Below are 16291 nucleotides of genomic sequence, written 5' to 3'. Positions count from 1 at the left end.
AATTATCAATATGAAGATAAAACACATTAGCATCATTTTTCTTGGGGCTTCTACAATGTCATATGCCCAACAGGTAAAAGATACAATCACTAAAGAATCAAAGATTGATGAGGTAGCCATCACCGGAAGTCGAAACAAGAAAAGAACCGTTACCAATACTCCGGTTCCTATTGATATTATTGATATCAAACAGGTAAGCCAGGCAACAGGACAGGTAGAAGTAAACCAGCTCTTACAGTTCTCCGCGCCTTCTTTCAACTCCAACAAACAATCAGGATCAGATGGTGCTGATGCGGTAGATCCGGCTACTTTAAGAGGTCTTGGACCCGACCAGACGCTTCTTCTTTTAAATGGAAAAAGATATCATCAATCCTCGCTCATCAATCTTTTCGGAACCAAAGGAAGAGGAAATACAGGGTATGATATGAACACTATACCCATTGGGGCTATAAAAAGAGTTGAAGTTCTTCGTGATGGAGCTTCTGCCCAGTATGGTTCTGATGCTATTGCCGGGGTAATCAACGTTATTCTCAATGACCGTGATAAAGGTTTTGAAGGAAATGCATTCTACGGAATGAATCTTTTCAAAAGTCCCGGAAATAATGATGTGGTTTCTGATCATAAAATAGATGGCGGAACTTTTGACTTCAGCGGAAATCTGGGTACAAAAATAGGTTCAAAAGGAGGTTTTGGAAACTTTACGGCTGAGTTTATTAATAAGGAATATGCCATTAGAAATGCTAACCCTGCCATTTACAACGACCCTTCTCCGGCACCAAGACAACGTTTTGGAGATGCAAAGGCCCAGAACGTTTATTTTTTCGGAAATATTGAGATTCCTTTGTCTGATGGGTTAAAATTCTATTCCCGCCAAGGTTTTTCGCATAGAAACACCAAAGCTTATGCATGGACAAGATCAGCTGATGCTGACGGAAATATTCCTGAGATTTATCCTACAGGGTTCAACCCGATTGAAGATACCAACATCACAGATTTCACTTTTGATAATGGTTTGAAGTTTAAAGTTGCCAATTGGGAAGTGGATGTTTACAATGCATTTGGAAACAATAGATTTGTTTATAACATCAATAATACAATCAATGCTACTTTGGGCACAAAGTCTCCTACAAGCTTTGATGCAGGTGGGCATTCTCTCCTACAGAACACAACCGGATTTAACGCAGCAAGACAGTTTAAAGTACTGGAAGGGCTGAATGTTGCTTTTGGATCTGAATTTCGGTATGAGAAATTCAATATTATAAAAGGAGAAGAGGCTTCCTATGCGATGTATGACGTTAATGGAAATATTGTAACGCCTTCAACCCCTCAAAGCCAATTGGTAACCAATCCTTTAAGCGGAGATGTCAGACCGGGAGGTTCACAAGGTTTTCCCGGTTATTCTACTGATATAGGTAAAAGCAGAAACAATTTTGCAGCTTATGTAGATACTGAACTCGATATTACCAAAAACTGGATGATCAGTGCTGCCGGAAGATTCGAAAATTATAATGATTTCGGAAGTACACTGAATGGTAAATTTGCCACTCGTTATGCTTTCACGCCTCAATTTGCATTCAGGGGATCTGTTTCTACAGGGTTCAGGGCTCCTTCTTTGGCTCAGAAATACTATAGTCAGCAGTTTACCAATTTCCAGGGAGGTCAACTGGTAACCATTCAACTGGCTTCTAATGACAGCAATCTGGCAAACAGTTTGGGTATTCCTCAGCTAAAGCAGGAAACCTCCGTCAATGGAAGTGCCGGATTTACATTCAATACTGGAAAGTTCACAGCAACAGTAGATGGATATTATATTCGTGTAAAAAACAGAATTGTTTTGACTGGGTATTTTACAAAGGATGATTTTCCTGCTTCTATACAAAGCCAGTATTCCTATATCGATCAGGCACAGTTTTTCTCTAATGCTATAGACACCAAAACTAAAGGGATTGACCTTATTTTAAGCTATAATGAAAGTATAGGTCCTGGAAAGCTTACCGCTACTTTAGCAGGAAATTACAACGATATGGAGATCACCAATGTTAATACTTCAGAGCAGCTGAAAGGAAAAGAAGATATTTATTTAAGTGCAAGAGAAAAAGCCTTTATTCTGGCTTCCGCTCCGAAAACTAAAATTAATCTCAATCTCAATTATAGAATCAATAAGTTCAACGCGAACCTACAGCTTGTAAGGTTTGATAAGGTAACATTGATTGGGTATGATGATTCTGAGCAGGTATATAACCCCAAAGTAACCACCGACCTTTCTTTTGGGTACGAATTTTCAAAAAAATTAAATCTGACCATCGGAAGTAAAAATCTGTTCAACAGATATCCTACTTTACAAAGTGCTCATGTAACCTCAGGGAATACAGAAGCCGGGGGAATATTTGATCCTGTACAAATGGGATTTGCAGGAAGACAGGTTTTTGCAAGGCTTAATTTTAAATTCTAATCTGTTTATCAATACCTCATAAAAAAGAGCAGCTCCTTTTTCAGGGCTGCTCTTTTATTGTACATAGCTATTCTAAGGTAGTATGGTTTTACTTTTTGGAAATCTTATACAGTTTACCACTATCGGTTACAGCATAGAGATTTCCGTCTATTCCATTCAAAACATCTCTGAAACGTTCATTTTGATCGGCCAAAAGACGTTCTTCTCCTATTACTTTGCGATCTTTCATCACAATACGGTCAATATGTTCTCCGCTTAAACATCCGATGAACAGATTCCCTTTCCATTCTTCTATATTCCCTGTATAGAAACTAATTCCGCTTGGAGAAATTACAGGATCCCAATAATAAACCGGCTGTTCTGTTCCTACTTTTTGGGTAATTCCTTTGCCTACTTTATCACCTGAATACTCAATTCCATAGGTAACATCTCCCCAACCATAATTTTTCCCCGGCTGAATCAAATTGATTTCATCACCTCCTCTCGGTCCCATTTCTACATCCCAAAGATTTCCTTGAGGATCTATGGCCAACCCCTGTGGATTTCGGACACCATAAGCATAGATTTCAGGTTTATAACCTTGCTTACCTATAAACGGATTTCCCGGAGCAGGCTTCCCGTCCTTTGTTATTTTAAGAATTTTACCTAAGTAATTATCTGTTTTCTGCGCGTATACTCTGGTCACTTTATCAGATCTCTCACCAGTACTTACGAAAAGATTCCCGTCTTTATCAAAAACCAGGCGACTGCCGTAATGCTTATCTCCATCATAGGAAGGCTCTGCACGAAAGATTACTTTCACTTCAGAAATACTTTTTAGATCTGCAGATAATTTTCCTTTTGCTACAGAAGTTAAATTTCCCTTTCCAAAAGGTTCAGAAAAACTGAAATAAATAATAGTATTGTTTGAAAAATCAGGATCGAGAGCTACATCCAGCATTCCTCCCTGCCCTTTCGAATCTACTTTCGGAAAGCCTTCTATCTTAGAAATTTGTTTGCCATCTTTTGAAACAACATTCATATAACCTCTTTTATCAGTGATAAGAAATTTTCCGTCGGGTAAATTGATAATTCCCCAAGGTCTTCCAAGTTCTGTATTGAGAATCTCTATGTTGTACGGAGTATTCGTTTTTATTGCTTTAGTTCTTGTTTGTCCTTTGAAAGCGGGTTCATATTCAGAATTAGGTTTTTCTGTTTCCACACTTCCGTCCTTACCTACCTTTTGGGCGTTTACTGGATTCTTTTCGCATGAAGATAAAATAAAAAAAACGGTTAGAAATGGAATGTAAAATTGATTGATTTTCATAATATTATGATTAGGTGACAAAAATTGAATGGAAAAATAATGCCATAAAATTTGTGCAATTAAATTTTTATTCTACATTTGTAGAACAAATTTCAAACTTGTAGAATGAAAGAGATTAAACTCACTGACTCTGAGAAAATTCTAATGGAAATTCTTTGGGAGAAAAAAAAGATTTTCATGAAAGATATTCTAGACGCCTACCCGGAACCTAAACCGGCTGCTACTACCATCGCAACTTTACTGAAAAGAATGCAGAACAAAGAGATGGTAGGATACAAACTCTATGGAAATTCCCGTGAATATTATCCAAAAGTGGAAAAAGGGGAATATTTCAAGGAAGAAATGACTTCTATGATTGACCGTTTTTTCAACAGCTCTGTAACTCAGTTTGCTTCGTTTTTTACTTCCAATACCAAACTGAGCCAAAAACAGCTGAAAGAACTTCGTGATATTATTGATGAACAGATAAAAGAATAACCATGTTAGCTGTAATTCTGAAAATCGTTCTGTGCTCTTCCATATTCATTGCAGGATATTATCTGTTCTTGGAAAAAGAGAAAATGTACAGATTCAACCGGTTTTATTTACTGTCATCTGTCGTTTTGTCCTATATCATTCCATTTATTACGATCAGCGTTCCTCAAGTAGAAGAAAAACCTCAGTTGGTCATCGAAGAAGCTGCTGAGCAAATCACCTTTGTACAGCCGGTTGTACAGGAAAGTTTTAACTGGATGAATGTAATAGGCATCATCTATGTCACCATAACATTTTTATTACTGATTAAAAGCATTTTAGCTATTTTATCAATCAAAAAAATTAAAGGTAAAAAACGAACCTATCAAAACTGCAAGATCTTCATCACAGAGGAAAATCATTCTCCTTTCAGTTTCTGGAATACCATCTATATGGGAGAGAATTATCTGAAGAATGACACTATTGATCCAAGAATTTTTCTTCATGAAAAAAGCCATATTGATCAAAAACACAGTATTGATCTTATGGTGATAAACCTATTGAAAATATTCACATGGTTCAATCCTGCTCTATTCCTGTATAGAAAAGCTATTGTTACTAATCATGAGTTTTTAGCTGATGAATCTGTTCTGAAAGGTCAATTCAACGTTAAAGACTATCAGAATTTGATTCTTGAAGAAATTATCAGTCAACAAAATCCATCCTTAGCTCATTCATTCAATTTTAATAACACCAAAAAAAGATTTATTATGATGAAAGCAAAAAAATCGAAGTTTAGTCTGCTCAAGAAAACAGCAGGAATCACCGTTTTAATTTCAGCAGTTGCATTATTTTCCGAAAGAACCTACGCAGGTAATTCTCCAAAAGTTCTTCTTTCTGAAAGAATAGCAGAGATACCCGGCCAAATTGCAGGTCAGGATCCGTATCAGGAATTCAAAGACATATTGGCAAAGTATGCAGACCTTTTGAAACAGGAAAAATATGCAGACTTTTCGAATAAAATCACCGAAAGTGACAAAAAAAGACTCGGTGAGCTGTATCCATTACTCAATGAAAATCAGAAGAATGAGCAGAAGATCACTTTCTTTGCTCTCCCTGAAATGAAAAAAAGAATTCCAACAGAAAGTCAACTGAAGTCATTTTTAGACAAGAAAAACTATGCGGTCTGGATTGACTCAAAGAAAATAGAAAACAGCGATTTAAAAAATTATACTCCCCGTGATTTTTCGAATGTTTATATCAGTAAAATCTATCCCAATGCCAGAACAGCAAAAAATCCTCAACCCTATCAGGTAGGTCTAATGACTCCTACCTATTTTGAAAAGACCAGAGAAGAAGGAAAATCATCCATTATAATGGGCTTCAAAAGAAAGGGATTAAAGAAGGAGTCAGATACAATAATTCCAAGGGTGAAGAGCATAAGTGACAGCAATGAAGGTAAAAACACAAATACACTGGAAGACAAAAACTTCATCAATGCAGAATATCCAAACGGAATGGCAGATCTTCGGAAGAAAATAGGAAGAAATATGGACGTTGCCGCTCTTGATCCTCTGAAAGGAGAAATAAAAGCGATAGCCTATGTTCACATAGATGAAACAGGAAAAACCACGAATATTACAACTTCTGGCGACAATGATCTATTCAATAAAGAATTTCTTAAAACAATCAGCGCCATCAGCAATGAAACAACATGGAAACCCGCTACAAAAGATGGCAAGCCCATCGCGTCAGTATTAAAAATTCCAGCAACGATGAATTTTGTTCGTCCATAAGAATTAAAGCGCTTCTCTAGCGCTTTATTTTTTTTCTTATCATAACAATTAAAAACGCTTAAACAAGGAATGATAGTTTTTGACTATCAAAACTGTATACGGTCTCAAAATTTCTTTCGTACTTTTGTTGTATACATTCTTTCCTATGGATTTTAAGCTTCAATCAGAATATCAACCTACCGGAGATCAGCCTCAGGCTATCGACAAACTTACCGCCGGAATCGAAATTGGTGAAAAGTACCAGACACTTCTTGGAGTAACAGGCTCCGGGAAAACATTTACCGTTGCCAATGTTGTAAAAAATGTTCAGCGCCCTACACTGGTTCTTGCTCACAACAAGACTTTGGCTGCTCAGCTTTTTATGGAATTCAAAGAATTTTTTCCTGAAAATGCGGTAGAATATTTTGTCAGTTACTACGACTACTATCAACCGGAAGCTTATATTGCCACAACGGGAACTTATATTGAAAAAGACCTGAGCATCAATGAAGAAGTTGAAAAATTACGTCTTTCTGCAACGGCAAGTCTTCTTTCCGGGAGAAGGGATGTTTTAATTGTAGCATCTGTTTCCTGTATTTATGGTATTGGAAACCCAACCGAGTTTCACAAATCACTCATCTCTATCGCCATTGGTGAAAAAGTAACCAGAACAGCACTGCTTCATTCTCTGGTTAATGCATTATATGCCAGAACCCTGAATGAATTTCAAAGGGGAACTTTCCGGGTAAAAGGAGACGTCATTGATGTTTTCCCGGCTTATGCTGATAATGCGATCAGGATTCAGTTTTTTGGAGATGAGATTGAAAAAATTCAAAGTTTTGATCCTGTCACGGGAAATGTAGAAGACAATTTCGATCAAATACAGATCTATCCGGCTAATCTTTTTGTTACTTCCAAAGAAACATTAAATGGAGCGATCAAGGAGATTCAGGATGATATGGTAAAACAGGTAGATTTCTTTAGCGAAGTCGGAAAACCTCTGGAAGCTAAGAGACTTCAGGAAAGAACTGAGCTGGATCTTGAAATGATCAAAGAACTGGGCTATTGTTCTGGAATTGAAAACTATTCAAGATATCTGGATGGCAGACTTCCCGGTACAAGACCTTTCTGTCTAATCGATTATTTCCCTAAAGATTTCTTAATGGTGATTGATGAAAGCCACGTAACGGTTCCGCAGGTTCATGCGATGTATGGTGGCGACCGTAGCAGAAAAGAAGCCTTGGTAGAATACGGATTCCGACTTCCTGCAGCCATGGACAACAGACCTTTAAAATTTGAAGAATTTGAAGCCATTCAGAATCAGGTAATATATGTTTCTGCAACGCCTGCAGATTATGAACTGGAAAAAACCGGAGGAGCTTATATTGAACAGATCATCCGCCCTACAGGACTTTTAGATCCTATCATTGAAGTAAGACCTTCATTGAATCAGATTGATGATTTAATGGAAGAGATTCAGAAAAGAGCTGATGCTGATGAAAGAGTACTGGTAACGACCTTAACTAAAAAAATGGCAGAGGAACTGACCAAGTATTTCACAAAATTCGGAATCAGAACCCGATATATTCACTCTGATGTAGAAACGCTTGAGCGTATTCAGATCATGCAGGATCTGCGTGTAGGACTTTTTGATGTGCTGATTGGAGTAAACTTATTAAGAGAAGGTCTCGATTTACCTGAAGTTTCCCTGGTAGCCATTCTGGATGCAGATAAAGAAGGAATGTTGAGAAGCCGAAGATCTATGATCCAGACCGTAGGTCGTGCAGCAAGAAACGTAAACGGAAAAGCCATCATGTATGCTGATAAGATCACCAAATCTATGCAGGCTACTTTGGATGAAACGGAATACCGCCGCGCGAAGCAAATGCAGTATAATGAAGAGCACGGATTAAAACCAAAGGCCCTAAATAAAAAGATCTCTGAAAACCTGGTAGGAAGAAGCAAAGATTTCCCTGATCAAAAATACACGCAAAAGGAAATCATGCAGAAAGTGGCTGAAACAAAAGCTACATACACCGGTGAAGATATTGATAAAATGATTGAGCAAAAACAGAAAGAAATGGAAGCTGCTGCGAAAAATCTCGACTTTATAAAAGCAGCTAAGCTTAGAGACGAAATTGCAGCATTGAAATCATAATTCATTGAATAAAAAAAGAGTCAGCGGCATCTTCGATGCCGCTGACTCTTTTTTTAAGCTGTTATATCTTTCTATCTTCCGTTTCTTATTGCTGCTCTAATGGGAGCCAGCAAATCCATCAGCCCATTAATCTTAATTTCATAGACTGTTGAAAGCTGCATCCCCAATTTTCCTTTCGGCATTCCGGTACGGTTAAACCATTCCAGATAGCTTACAGGAAGATCTACCAGCACAGTGCCTTCATGTTTTCCGAAAGGCATTTTAACAACACATATTTCTTTTAATATTTCCGGGTTTACTCCTTCCACTTTTTTATAATTAAATTAATCTTTCACTTAAATCATCCTGATTGGGTAATTCCAAATCCGGGGGTGCATCTTCATCTGAAAATTCATTTCTGTATACCTGAATCAAAAGAAGGGTAAGAGAGATCAGAATAGGCCCGAAAATAAGTCCCATAAAGCCAAAAAGATTCATTCCCATGATAATTCCGAATACCGTATTCAAAGGATGTATATTTTCCAGCTTTTTCAGTAGCGTAAAACGAAGCAGATTATCTGTAAGGCCCACGACTACTAAACAGTAAATAGCCAAACCAATTCCCTGGCCGGTATTTCCTTCAGCAATCATAAAAATACATACCGGAACATATACAATCGCTGTTCCTACGACAGGAATAACTGAAGAAGCAGCCGTCAATGCAAAAAGTAAAGCGGCCCCAGGAGCTCCAAATATGAGATATCCAATAAGAGCGACTATTCCCTGCCCTATGGCAACTACAGGAATTCCAATAGCGTTGGCCATGATCAGTTTTCTCATTTTCTCGCCTATTAAAGAAACATTGGATCTCTTTAACGGGGCGGAAGAAGTAAGAATTTTCTCAAAGAGTCTTGGTCTTTCCAACATAAAATACAGAATAAAATACATGGACATTATTACGGTAAGAGTATTGAAAGTTCCACTGAGTGCAGAAGTGGAGAACTTTCCTATGAAGTCCTTCAGTTTATTCATATTCTCTTTGCTCAGAATATCAAATCCTGTTTTCTTATCAATATAATCGTGTATTTTATCTAAAAAAATATTGAATTTAGCCATGTATGCCTGTGCATTTCCCAGTTTATCAATAATAAGATCGGTGATAAAATAAATGGGCAATATCAGAACGATAAGGCTTGCAAACATCAATGCAAATGCTGCAAGTGAAGGTTTCCATTTCTTTTCTTCCTGAAGATAAAAATTGTACTTCCTGCAGACTACATAAATGGTAATAGCCCCCAAAACCGAAGGGATGAATAACGCAAGATTAAAACAGATCAACCCTGCCAGTATTAAAATAATAGCCAGCAACGAAATTTGCTTGATCGCAACACTGCTTATCTGTTTATCTTTATTCATATTCTGTTTTTAGATTTCTTTGTTATACATGATCTGTCTCGGCTTTCCTAAGAATGCACAGTAAGTAGAATACATTACAATCATCATAAATGGAGCGGTAAGAATAATACCAATTCCGCAAAGAATAACACCTGCTACAGAAATCAGCACTCCTAGAAAAGTTGTTAACAGGAATATCCCATAGTTTTCTTTTGCAATATTGAATGATTTCTTTAAAGCATCCGTTGCAGAAGCATTTTCAAATAGAAGGATCGGATATCCTATTAAAAGCAAAGGATATACAAAAAAACCAGGTAACACACACAATACAAAAGCCACTGTCGAAATGATTCCAGAAAGAAGACTGTAAATCAAAATGTTGACAAAATTCTGACGGTATCCTATAAACAGATCCGAGAACTCAATAGGATTTTTGGTATTGTACTTATTCACCATATAAATCAATCCCACATATAAAGGACTCAATAACAGTCCAAAAAGCCCTGAAGCAGTCGTGTATAAAGGAACACCAGGCATGCTCCAATAGTTAAATTTCCCTCCGGAAGATCTCATTTCTTCTACCATAGAAGCAGAATCTACTCCGAAAATAAGTTGAATAACATATCCACCCAACAGATAAACGAGCATAGCAACCACAGCGTAGCCAAAAACACCTTTATACATTTCGAAAGCATGAGAAATAATTGACCCGGTTTCCCTGTTCGGTACAGAACCCTGCTGATCAAATTCGTTAAATTCAGACATAGTTTAAATATTTAATGATTTTACCAAATTTACTTTTTTTTGGTAACAAAACATATTAAACCTTACTGAATTTTAGCCCTTCTCTGAAAAAATGGTCTTATATAAAGAATAAATCATGGCATTCCAGAATGGAAATGTGAAAAGTCCACCTACAATAAACAACATGAATCCCAGATACTTAAATAACAAAGCAACGATGATACATACCATGATTTCTACAAAATACATTCTAAGTGCTTTAAAATTCAAGGAAATGGCTTCAAAGATTCTTTTATCGGTAAAAAACATCAGTGGAGCAACGAATATTGTTACAGCCACCCAAATAATAGCAAGTAAAATGGTAGGAATCGTAAATCTGTAAATGAAAAACCAGAAAAGATAATATCCCAGATATTTAAAGAAATTAAGCCCATTATATCCTACAAATAAATCTCCAATTTCTATTTTCTCTTTTTTATCCAGTTTTCTGAAAATCTGAAACATTCCAAGATTCAGCGGATATAAGAATGCCGTGGTAGCCCAAATTGCAAGGCTGAACATCTGATAGTTCTCACTAGCACTCAATTCAGCTACTTTTTCCATATAGACTTTTGTTCCTTCCTGAAAAGCGGCGGCTAACGCTTGGTTCTGCTCCAATATTCCGTAATGGGAACCAAAGAAAAATAATGAGGTAAGGAATATTCCAAAAAATATCATTGAAAACATCAACTGAAAAACCAGGGTTTTATTCCAGTAAAAAAAAGCCTGCTTCAATATAAAATCTATTCCCGGTTTCTGAGGATATTTGCGCTGCATCATAAAAATTTTATGCAAAAGTAAACATCAATAATTATTTTTGCCGAATGTTTTCTACGAATCATCAAAAATTTATGGAAATGGATGAGCTTTCTCTGCAGAAGGTTCCCTTTTTCTTCGTTATCGACTTCCTCTCTGAGAAAGTTGAAACCTATACAGAAAATGAAATTGAAAAATCAGGGTTATTAATTGATTTTCAGGGCTTTTCAAACACAAAAACAGAACACACCTTAGATAAAAAAGTAGAATGGAAATCGTTTCCGGAGACCTTAGAGAGCTTTAAAAATGGTTTTGATAAAGTTCAGAAAAATATTCGTCTCGGAAATTCTTACTTGGTCAATTACACCCGTAAAACTAAAATTGAGACCAATTTAAGCCTTGAGGAAATTTTTTATCACTCAAATGCGAAGTATAAAGTTTTTTATAAAGATTTTTTTGTATTTTTTTCTCCGGAAACTTTTGTGAAGATCGTAGACGGTAAAATTCTGACCTATCCCATGAAAGGTACGATTGATGCATCTCTCGAAAATGCAGCAGAAATACTGAAGAATGATAAAAAGGAAAAAGCGGAACATTATACTGTCGTAGATTTATTACGAAATGATTTGAGTATGGTTGCAGACGAGGTAAAGGTTGACAAGTTTCAACATATTGATTTTATCAAAACCCGTCAAAAAGACCTCTATGCAATGAGTTCTGAAATTTCGGGAAAGATAAAACCTGAGTTTGAAGGAAAGCTGGGAAGTATCATGCAGAAATTGCTTCCTGCGGGCTCTATTTTAGGAGCACCAAAACCTAAGACTTTGGAAATCATTCTGGATGCAGAAGGCTATGAAAGAGGATATTATACAGGAGTCTGTGGCTGGTTTGATGGTGAAAACGTAGACAGCTGCGTAATGATACGCTTTATTGAAAAAGAAGGAGATCAACTGTATTTCAAGAGCGGAGGCGGAATAACGCACATGAGTAAATTAGAAGACGAATATCAGGAAATGAAAAATAAAATCTATGTCCCAATTCATTGAAAGCATTAAAGTAGAAGATCAGGAGACTTTTCTATTGGACCTACATCAGAAACGTGTGAACCAAACATTCTCCCACTTCGGGAAAGAAGGTTCTATTGATCTGGCCAAAATTTATAAAAATCTGCAACATGACGAAGACGGGCTTTTCAAATTGAGAATTGCTTACGACCTGGATAAAAGGTTCCGTACCCAAATGATTCCTTATGCCATTCCTGAAATTCAGGATTTTAAGCTGGTAGAAAATAACAGCTTCGATTATTCTTTCAAATTTGAAGACCGCAAGGAACTTGATAAGATGAAAATGAAGTCTAAATCTGAAGAAATTATCATCGTAAAAAACAATCATATTACCGATACGTCTTTTTCTAATATTTTATTTCTAAAAGGGAAGGAATGGTTTACCCCAAACACATACCTTTTAAATGGAGTGCAAAGACAGCATCTTTTGAAGCAAAAGAAGATTAAGGAAACGGAGATCACTTTACAGAATATAAAGCAATTTACGCACTTCCAAATCATTAATGCTTTGAATGATTTTGATGATATGTTTATTTATCCTATTGACAGAATTATCAACCTTCCGGGAAGCGATGACTACCTGGATCTTTAGCTTTCTTTCATGAAATTAAAATAAGCCTTCTGGATATCTGCGCTGTTTTTTCCATGCGTATTGACTTCCAGAATTTTCGGCTGCGAATCCGGCTTGAAAAAGTTCTCCATTACCCGGTCTAAAGTTACTTCCTCTTCTACTTTAATGTAAGAGAATCCAAAGTGCTTAGCCAGTTGTTCTGCATTTTTTCTGTGTTTGGTAGCAATAAATTCATCCAATGTATTCGGATTGGCGTTTCCTGGTCCTGGAATAATCTTAAAGATATTTCCTTCTCCGTTATTGAAGATCATAATTCTCACAAACGGAGGGATATATTGATTCCAAAGACCGTTAATATCATAGAAAAAGCTCAGATCCCCTGTAATAAGTAGCGTTGGGTTAGCATTTTTAATGGCAAACCCCATCGCAGTAGACGTTGAACCATCAATACCGCTTGTTCCTCTGTTACAGTACATTTTTCTTTTACCGAAATCAAACAATTGTGCATATCGAATGGCAGAAGAATTTGAAAAATGAATATTATAATTTTCCGGTACCGTTTGTGATGCTTTATTGAAAAAATAAAAGTCTGAAAACTCAACCGTATTGAGAAACTGCTCATGCCTTGCGTCTTTTTTATCCCTTAAAACATCCCAAAGATTATAATAAGGTCTTGGCTCAAGGTTGATATATTTCAACAGTTTTGAAAAGAAAACTTCCGGTTTTACTTCAATCTTTTCAGTTAATGAAAAATAGGTATCCGGTTGCCAAACTTCATCCAAATGCCAGTGCTGCTTGGGTCTGGCACTTCTTAAAAATTGTTTTACTTTTTTTGAAACCACATTCTGACCAACCGTAATTAAAAGATCCGGAGCATATGTTTTAAAATCTGCTTCTGTAAAATTAAAAATATAACGGTCTATATGTCTGAAGAATTTCTCATGATATAAATTGGAATTGGCTTCACTCAACACAACCACAGAATGGTTTTTCACCAATTGTGTCAGTTGATTTTCCAACTCGGGGCTATATTCTCTTGTTCCTACCAAAACCATAATCCTTTGAGAAGTATGCCAGTCTGCCACCAAATTGGAGGGAATTTCATATTCTTTATGCTTGATCGTTTTTTCAACCGTGGGAAAAGTAGGCAACTCCGAAACCAGTTCATATAAAGGTTCCTCTAAAGGAATATTAATATGCACCGGGCCCTGTTTTTCAAAACAAAGCTCTATTGCTTTTTTAATAGTATCGAAATTAATATCTTCTGCATTTTCTTTGCTGTCTTCCAAAAGTTGGAAATCGCCATAAGAGTGCTGATGAAAAACATCCTTCTGTCTGATCGTCTGACCATCAAAAATATCTACAAAATCTGTTGGTCTGTCTGCAGTAAGCACCAAAAGTGGAATATTCTGATAAAAAGCTTCTGTAACAGCAGGATAATAATTAACGACAGCAGAACCACTTGTACACGTTATCGCAACTGGTTTTTTCTCACTTTTCGCCATTCCCATTGCTACAAACGCTGCACTTCTTTCGTCTACAATACTGTAACAATTGAAACTATCCACTTCTGAAAAGTGAATCGCCAAAGGAGCATTCCTTGAACCTGGAGAAATTACGATGTCTGCAATTCCGTACTGCTGAAGAAGATGTGCAAGTATTTGGATACTTTTCTTAGAAGAATATTTTTTCATACAGCAAATTTAACTTATAAAAAATGATTTTAAAATCATTTAATTTAAAAAAAATGTAATTTTGCTGTTCGTAAATTTCTAAAAATGGATAAAATACCTAGTGTAGACCTGCGTGATTTCCTTTCGGGTAACCCGGAACGCAAACAGAAATTTGTAAATGAAATCGGAAAAGCTTATGAAGAAATTGGTTTTGTTGCTTTAAAAGGCCATTTTCTTGATGACAACCTAGTAGATGATTTGTATGGAGAGGTGAAAAACTTTTTTGAACAGCCAGTGGAAACAAAGCAAAAGTATGAGATTCCAGGAATTGGTGGCCAAAGAGGGTATGTAGGATTCGGTAAAGAGACTGCTAAAGGTTTCAAAAAAGGAGACTTAAAAGAGTTTTGGCACTTTGGACAGTATCTGTCTGATGATTCAAAATACAAAGCTGAGTATCCAGACAATGTAATCGTTGATGAACTTCCAAAATTCAACAAAGTGGGTAAAGAGGCCTTCCAAATGCTTGAAAAAACAGGGCAATATGTCCTTAGAGCGTTAGCCTTACACCTTGGTTTAGATGAGTTTTATTTTGACGATAAAATCGCAGAAGGAAATTCTATCTTAAGACCCATTCACTATCCACCCATCACAGAAGAACCGGATGATGCTGTAAGAGCAGCTGCACACGGAGATATCAATCTTATTACGCTTCTAATGGGAGCACAGGGTAAAGGTCTTCAGGTACAGAATCACAAAGGAGAATGGATTGATGCTATTGCAGAGGCGGATGAATTGATGATCAATGTTGGAGATATGCTATCAAGACATACCAACAACAAACTGAAATCTACTATCCACAGAGTGGTAAACCCACCAAGAGAGCTGTGGACGACATCAAGATATTCAATTCCTTTCTTTATGCATCCCATCAGTGCAATGTCTTTAAACGCACTTGAAAACTGTGTAGACGAGAATAACCCTAAGTTGTATGAAGATACAACAGCAGGTGAATTCTTACATGAAAGACTCATCGAGCTAGGCTTGATTAAGAAATAAAAAAGAAAGTCAGTAATTATAAAATTACTGGCTTTTATTTTTCTCTATAAATAAAGGAAAAAATTACACTATCAGCTTTTTCAATTACACTTACAGGAATTTCAAATTCCGATATTTTCCAATATTTCTCGTATAGATATTTTAAAGCTTTGAGACATTAGGAGTATTTTTTATTCAATCCATGAGATATCTCTATAATCAAATTAAAATATTCAATTAAAATTACCATTTAACATAAAATAATACATTGAATTAAAAATATTTTATTTAATTTTACTTTACTATCAAAACTTTAATTAAATCAATATGAAAAATTTAAAAAAACTAAGAAAAGGCCAATTAAAAAACATTTCCGGAGGAGCGAAGCTTCCTGAACCAGAGTTCTGCATGTACTATTGTAATGGAACGATCATCTGTGCCGGATGCAGCGACGATTTCAAATGTCCGGATAACAACGATATGTAAGATTGAAAATCAAAATGTAACAGATAAGCCGCTTCTTTTTGGAGCGGTTTTTTTTGGATTTACCTGAGATATTTGAAAGAGGTCTTATACAAGAATAATGTAAGCATAATAAGGCCTATTTAGCGCTCTTTGTTCAATTTCCGATCAAAGTACTATCATTGCATTTTGAGGATTATATGAAGCTACAAATAGGTCTTAGTTGAAGAAAACCTTAAGATGCCATAATAGATTAATTTAGTCTCCTGCGGATTGACAGATAAATAAAAAATCGGGAAGTAGAAGGAAAAAAATAACACGTAAAACTTTTAGTTATAAGTTTATCCATTACCCATACTTTGATTATATAGTAGTTCTTTAGTATATATAACAAAAAAAATCTCATACATTACTGTATGAGATTTTTAA

At 36.1% G+C, this 16291-nt stretch carries 14 protein-coding genes; 8 read left to right on the top strand and 6 right to left on the bottom strand.

Annotated elements, in window-relative coordinates; genetic code table 11:
* Window positions 1-10: 10 nt before the first annotated feature.
* Window positions 11-2452: a TonB-dependent receptor plug domain-containing protein gene (locus ACL9RH_RS19705; protein WP_422695041.1), complete on the top strand. Its 2442-nt coding sequence runs from the start codon at window positions 11-13 to the stop codon at window positions 2450-2452.
* Window positions 2453-2540: 88 nt separating this feature from the next.
* Here ACL9RH_RS19705 and ACL9RH_RS19700 read toward each other — a convergent pair whose 3' ends face one another.
* A complete protein-coding gene (locus ACL9RH_RS19700) occupies window positions 2541-3758 on the bottom strand; it encodes a PQQ-dependent sugar dehydrogenase (protein WP_422695040.1) in 1218 nt (405 codons plus the stop codon).
* Between the two features lie 105 nt (window positions 3759-3863).
* Between ACL9RH_RS19700 and ACL9RH_RS19695 the strand changes: the two genes are divergently transcribed.
* The 3 genes from ACL9RH_RS19695 to uvrB all read left to right on the top strand — a co-directional run bounded on the left by ACL9RH_RS19695 (window position 3864) and on the right by uvrB (window position 8144).
* Complete coding sequence (locus ACL9RH_RS19695) at window positions 3864-4235, top strand: BlaI/MecI/CopY family transcriptional regulator (protein WP_422695039.1); 372 nt, start codon at window positions 3864-3866, stop codon at window positions 4233-4235.
* A 2-nt stretch (window positions 4236-4237) separates the two neighbouring features.
* Window positions 4238-6007 carry a M56 family metallopeptidase gene (locus ACL9RH_RS19690; RefSeq protein WP_422695038.1) on the top strand — a complete coding sequence of 590 codons (1770 nt, stop codon included), beginning with the start codon at window positions 4238-4240 and terminating at the stop codon, window positions 6005-6007.
* A gap of 145 nt (window positions 6008-6152) precedes the next feature.
* Window positions 6153-8144 carry an excinuclease ABC subunit UvrB gene (uvrB, locus tag ACL9RH_RS19685; RefSeq protein ID WP_422695037.1) on the top strand — a complete coding sequence of 664 codons (1992 nt, stop codon included), beginning with the start codon at window positions 6153-6155 and terminating at the stop codon, window positions 8142-8144.
* Between the two features lie 71 nt (window positions 8145-8215).
* Here the strand turns inward: uvrB and ACL9RH_RS19680 are convergent, their stop codons facing one another.
* The 4 genes from ACL9RH_RS19680 to ACL9RH_RS19665 form a co-directional block, all read right to left on the bottom strand.
* Window positions 8216-8452 (bottom strand): DUF3820 family protein, encoded by a 237-nt coding sequence (locus ACL9RH_RS19680; protein WP_422695036.1) that lies wholly within the window; start codon window positions 8450-8452, stop codon window positions 8216-8218.
* 10 nt (window positions 8453-8462) lie between these two features.
* Window positions 8463-9539, bottom strand: a complete 1077-nt coding sequence (locus ACL9RH_RS19675) for an AI-2E family transporter (RefSeq protein WP_422695035.1) — start codon at window positions 9537-9539, stop codon at window positions 8463-8465.
* Between the two features lie 9 nt (window positions 9540-9548).
* Window positions 9549-10283 (bottom strand): beta-carotene 15,15'-monooxygenase, encoded by a 735-nt coding sequence (locus ACL9RH_RS19670; protein WP_422695034.1) that lies wholly within the window; start codon window positions 10281-10283, stop codon window positions 9549-9551.
* A gap of 72 nt (window positions 10284-10355) precedes the next feature.
* Window positions 10356-11078: a hypothetical protein gene (locus ACL9RH_RS19665; protein WP_422695033.1), complete on the bottom strand. Its 723-nt coding sequence runs from the start codon at window positions 11076-11078 to the stop codon at window positions 10356-10358.
* A 47-nt stretch (window positions 11079-11125) separates the two neighbouring features.
* Between ACL9RH_RS19665 and ACL9RH_RS19660 the strand changes: the two genes are divergently transcribed.
* The gene (locus tag ACL9RH_RS19660; RefSeq protein WP_422695032.1) at window positions 11126-12103 is read left to right on the top strand and encodes an aminodeoxychorismate synthase component I; all 978 of its coding nucleotides are present in this window, start codon (window positions 11126-11128) and stop codon (window positions 12101-12103) included.
* Entirely contained in the window at window positions 12087-12713 is a 627-nt protein-coding gene (locus ACL9RH_RS19655) for an aminotransferase class IV (RefSeq protein WP_422695031.1), read from the top strand. Before ACL9RH_RS19660 ends, ACL9RH_RS19655 begins: the two co-directional genes overlap by 17 nt.
* Here ACL9RH_RS19655 and menD read toward each other — a convergent pair.
* A complete protein-coding gene (gene menD / locus ACL9RH_RS19650) occupies window positions 12710-14386 on the bottom strand; it encodes a 2-succinyl-5-enolpyruvyl-6-hydroxy-3-cyclohexene-1-carboxylic-acid synthase (protein WP_422695030.1) in 1677 nt (558 codons plus the stop codon). The genes ACL9RH_RS19655 and menD overlap by 4 nt on opposite strands.
* Before the next feature lie 84 nt (window positions 14387-14470).
* Between menD and ACL9RH_RS19645 the strand changes: the two genes are divergently transcribed.
* Window positions 14471-15421 carry an isopenicillin N synthase family dioxygenase gene (locus ACL9RH_RS19645; protein ID WP_422695029.1) on the top strand — a complete coding sequence of 317 codons (951 nt, stop codon included), beginning with the start codon at window positions 14471-14473 and terminating at the stop codon, window positions 15419-15421.
* A 306-nt stretch (window positions 15422-15727) separates the two neighbouring features.
* Entirely contained in the window at window positions 15728-15886 is a 159-nt protein-coding gene (locus tag ACL9RH_RS19640; protein WP_422695028.1) for a bacteriocin-like protein, read from the top strand.
* Window positions 15887-16291: the final 405 nt, after the last annotated feature.

The sequence above is a fragment of the Chryseobacterium sp. Mn2064 genome, from assembly GCF_049319685.1.
In the GTDB taxonomy this organism is placed as follows: Bacteria; Bacteroidota; Bacteroidia; order Flavobacteriales; family Weeksellaceae; genus Chryseobacterium.
This window is presented reverse-complemented; position numbering and strand designations above follow the sequence as displayed.

Bases quoted from the DNA above. Each gene is read 5' to 3' on its own strand.
- ACL9RH_RS19705 (WP_422695041.1), top strand. From the start codon at position 11: ATGAAGATAAAACACATTAGCATCATTTTTCTTGGGGCTTCTACAATG.
- ACL9RH_RS19700 (WP_422695040.1), bottom strand. From the start codon at position 3,758: ATGAAAATCAATCAATTTTACATTCCATTTCTAACCGTTTTTTTTATT.
- ACL9RH_RS19695 (WP_422695039.1), top strand. From the start codon at position 3,864: ATGAAAGAGATTAAACTCACTGACTCTGAGAAAATTCTAATGGAAATT.
- ACL9RH_RS19690 (WP_422695038.1), top strand. From the start codon at position 4,238: ATGTTAGCTGTAATTCTGAAAATCGTTCTGTGCTCTTCCATATTCATT.
- uvrB (WP_422695037.1), top strand. From the start codon at position 6,153: ATGGATTTTAAGCTTCAATCAGAATATCAACCTACCGGAGATCAGCCT.
- ACL9RH_RS19675 (WP_422695035.1), bottom strand. From the start codon at position 9,539: ATGAATAAAGATAAACAGATAAGCAGTGTTGCGATCAAGCAAATTTCG.
- ACL9RH_RS19670 (WP_422695034.1), bottom strand. From the start codon at position 10,283: ATGTCTGAATTTAACGAATTTGATCAGCAGGGTTCTGTACCGAACAGG.
- ACL9RH_RS19665 (WP_422695033.1), bottom strand. From the start codon at position 11,078: ATGCAGCGCAAATATCCTCAGAAACCGGGAATAGATTTTATATTGAAG.
- ACL9RH_RS19660 (WP_422695032.1), top strand. From the start codon at position 11,126: ATGTTTTCTACGAATCATCAAAAATTTATGGAAATGGATGAGCTTTCT.
- ACL9RH_RS19655 (WP_422695031.1), top strand. From the start codon at position 12,087: ATGTCCCAATTCATTGAAAGCATTAAAGTAGAAGATCAGGAGACTTTT.
- menD (WP_422695030.1), bottom strand. From the start codon at position 14,386: ATGAAAAAATATTCTTCTAAGAAAAGTATCCAAATACTTGCACATCTT.
- ACL9RH_RS19645 (WP_422695029.1), top strand. From the start codon at position 14,471: ATGGATAAAATACCTAGTGTAGACCTGCGTGATTTCCTTTCGGGTAAC.
- ACL9RH_RS19640 (WP_422695028.1), top strand. From the start codon at position 15,728: ATGAAAAATTTAAAAAAACTAAGAAAAGGCCAATTAAAAAACATTTCC.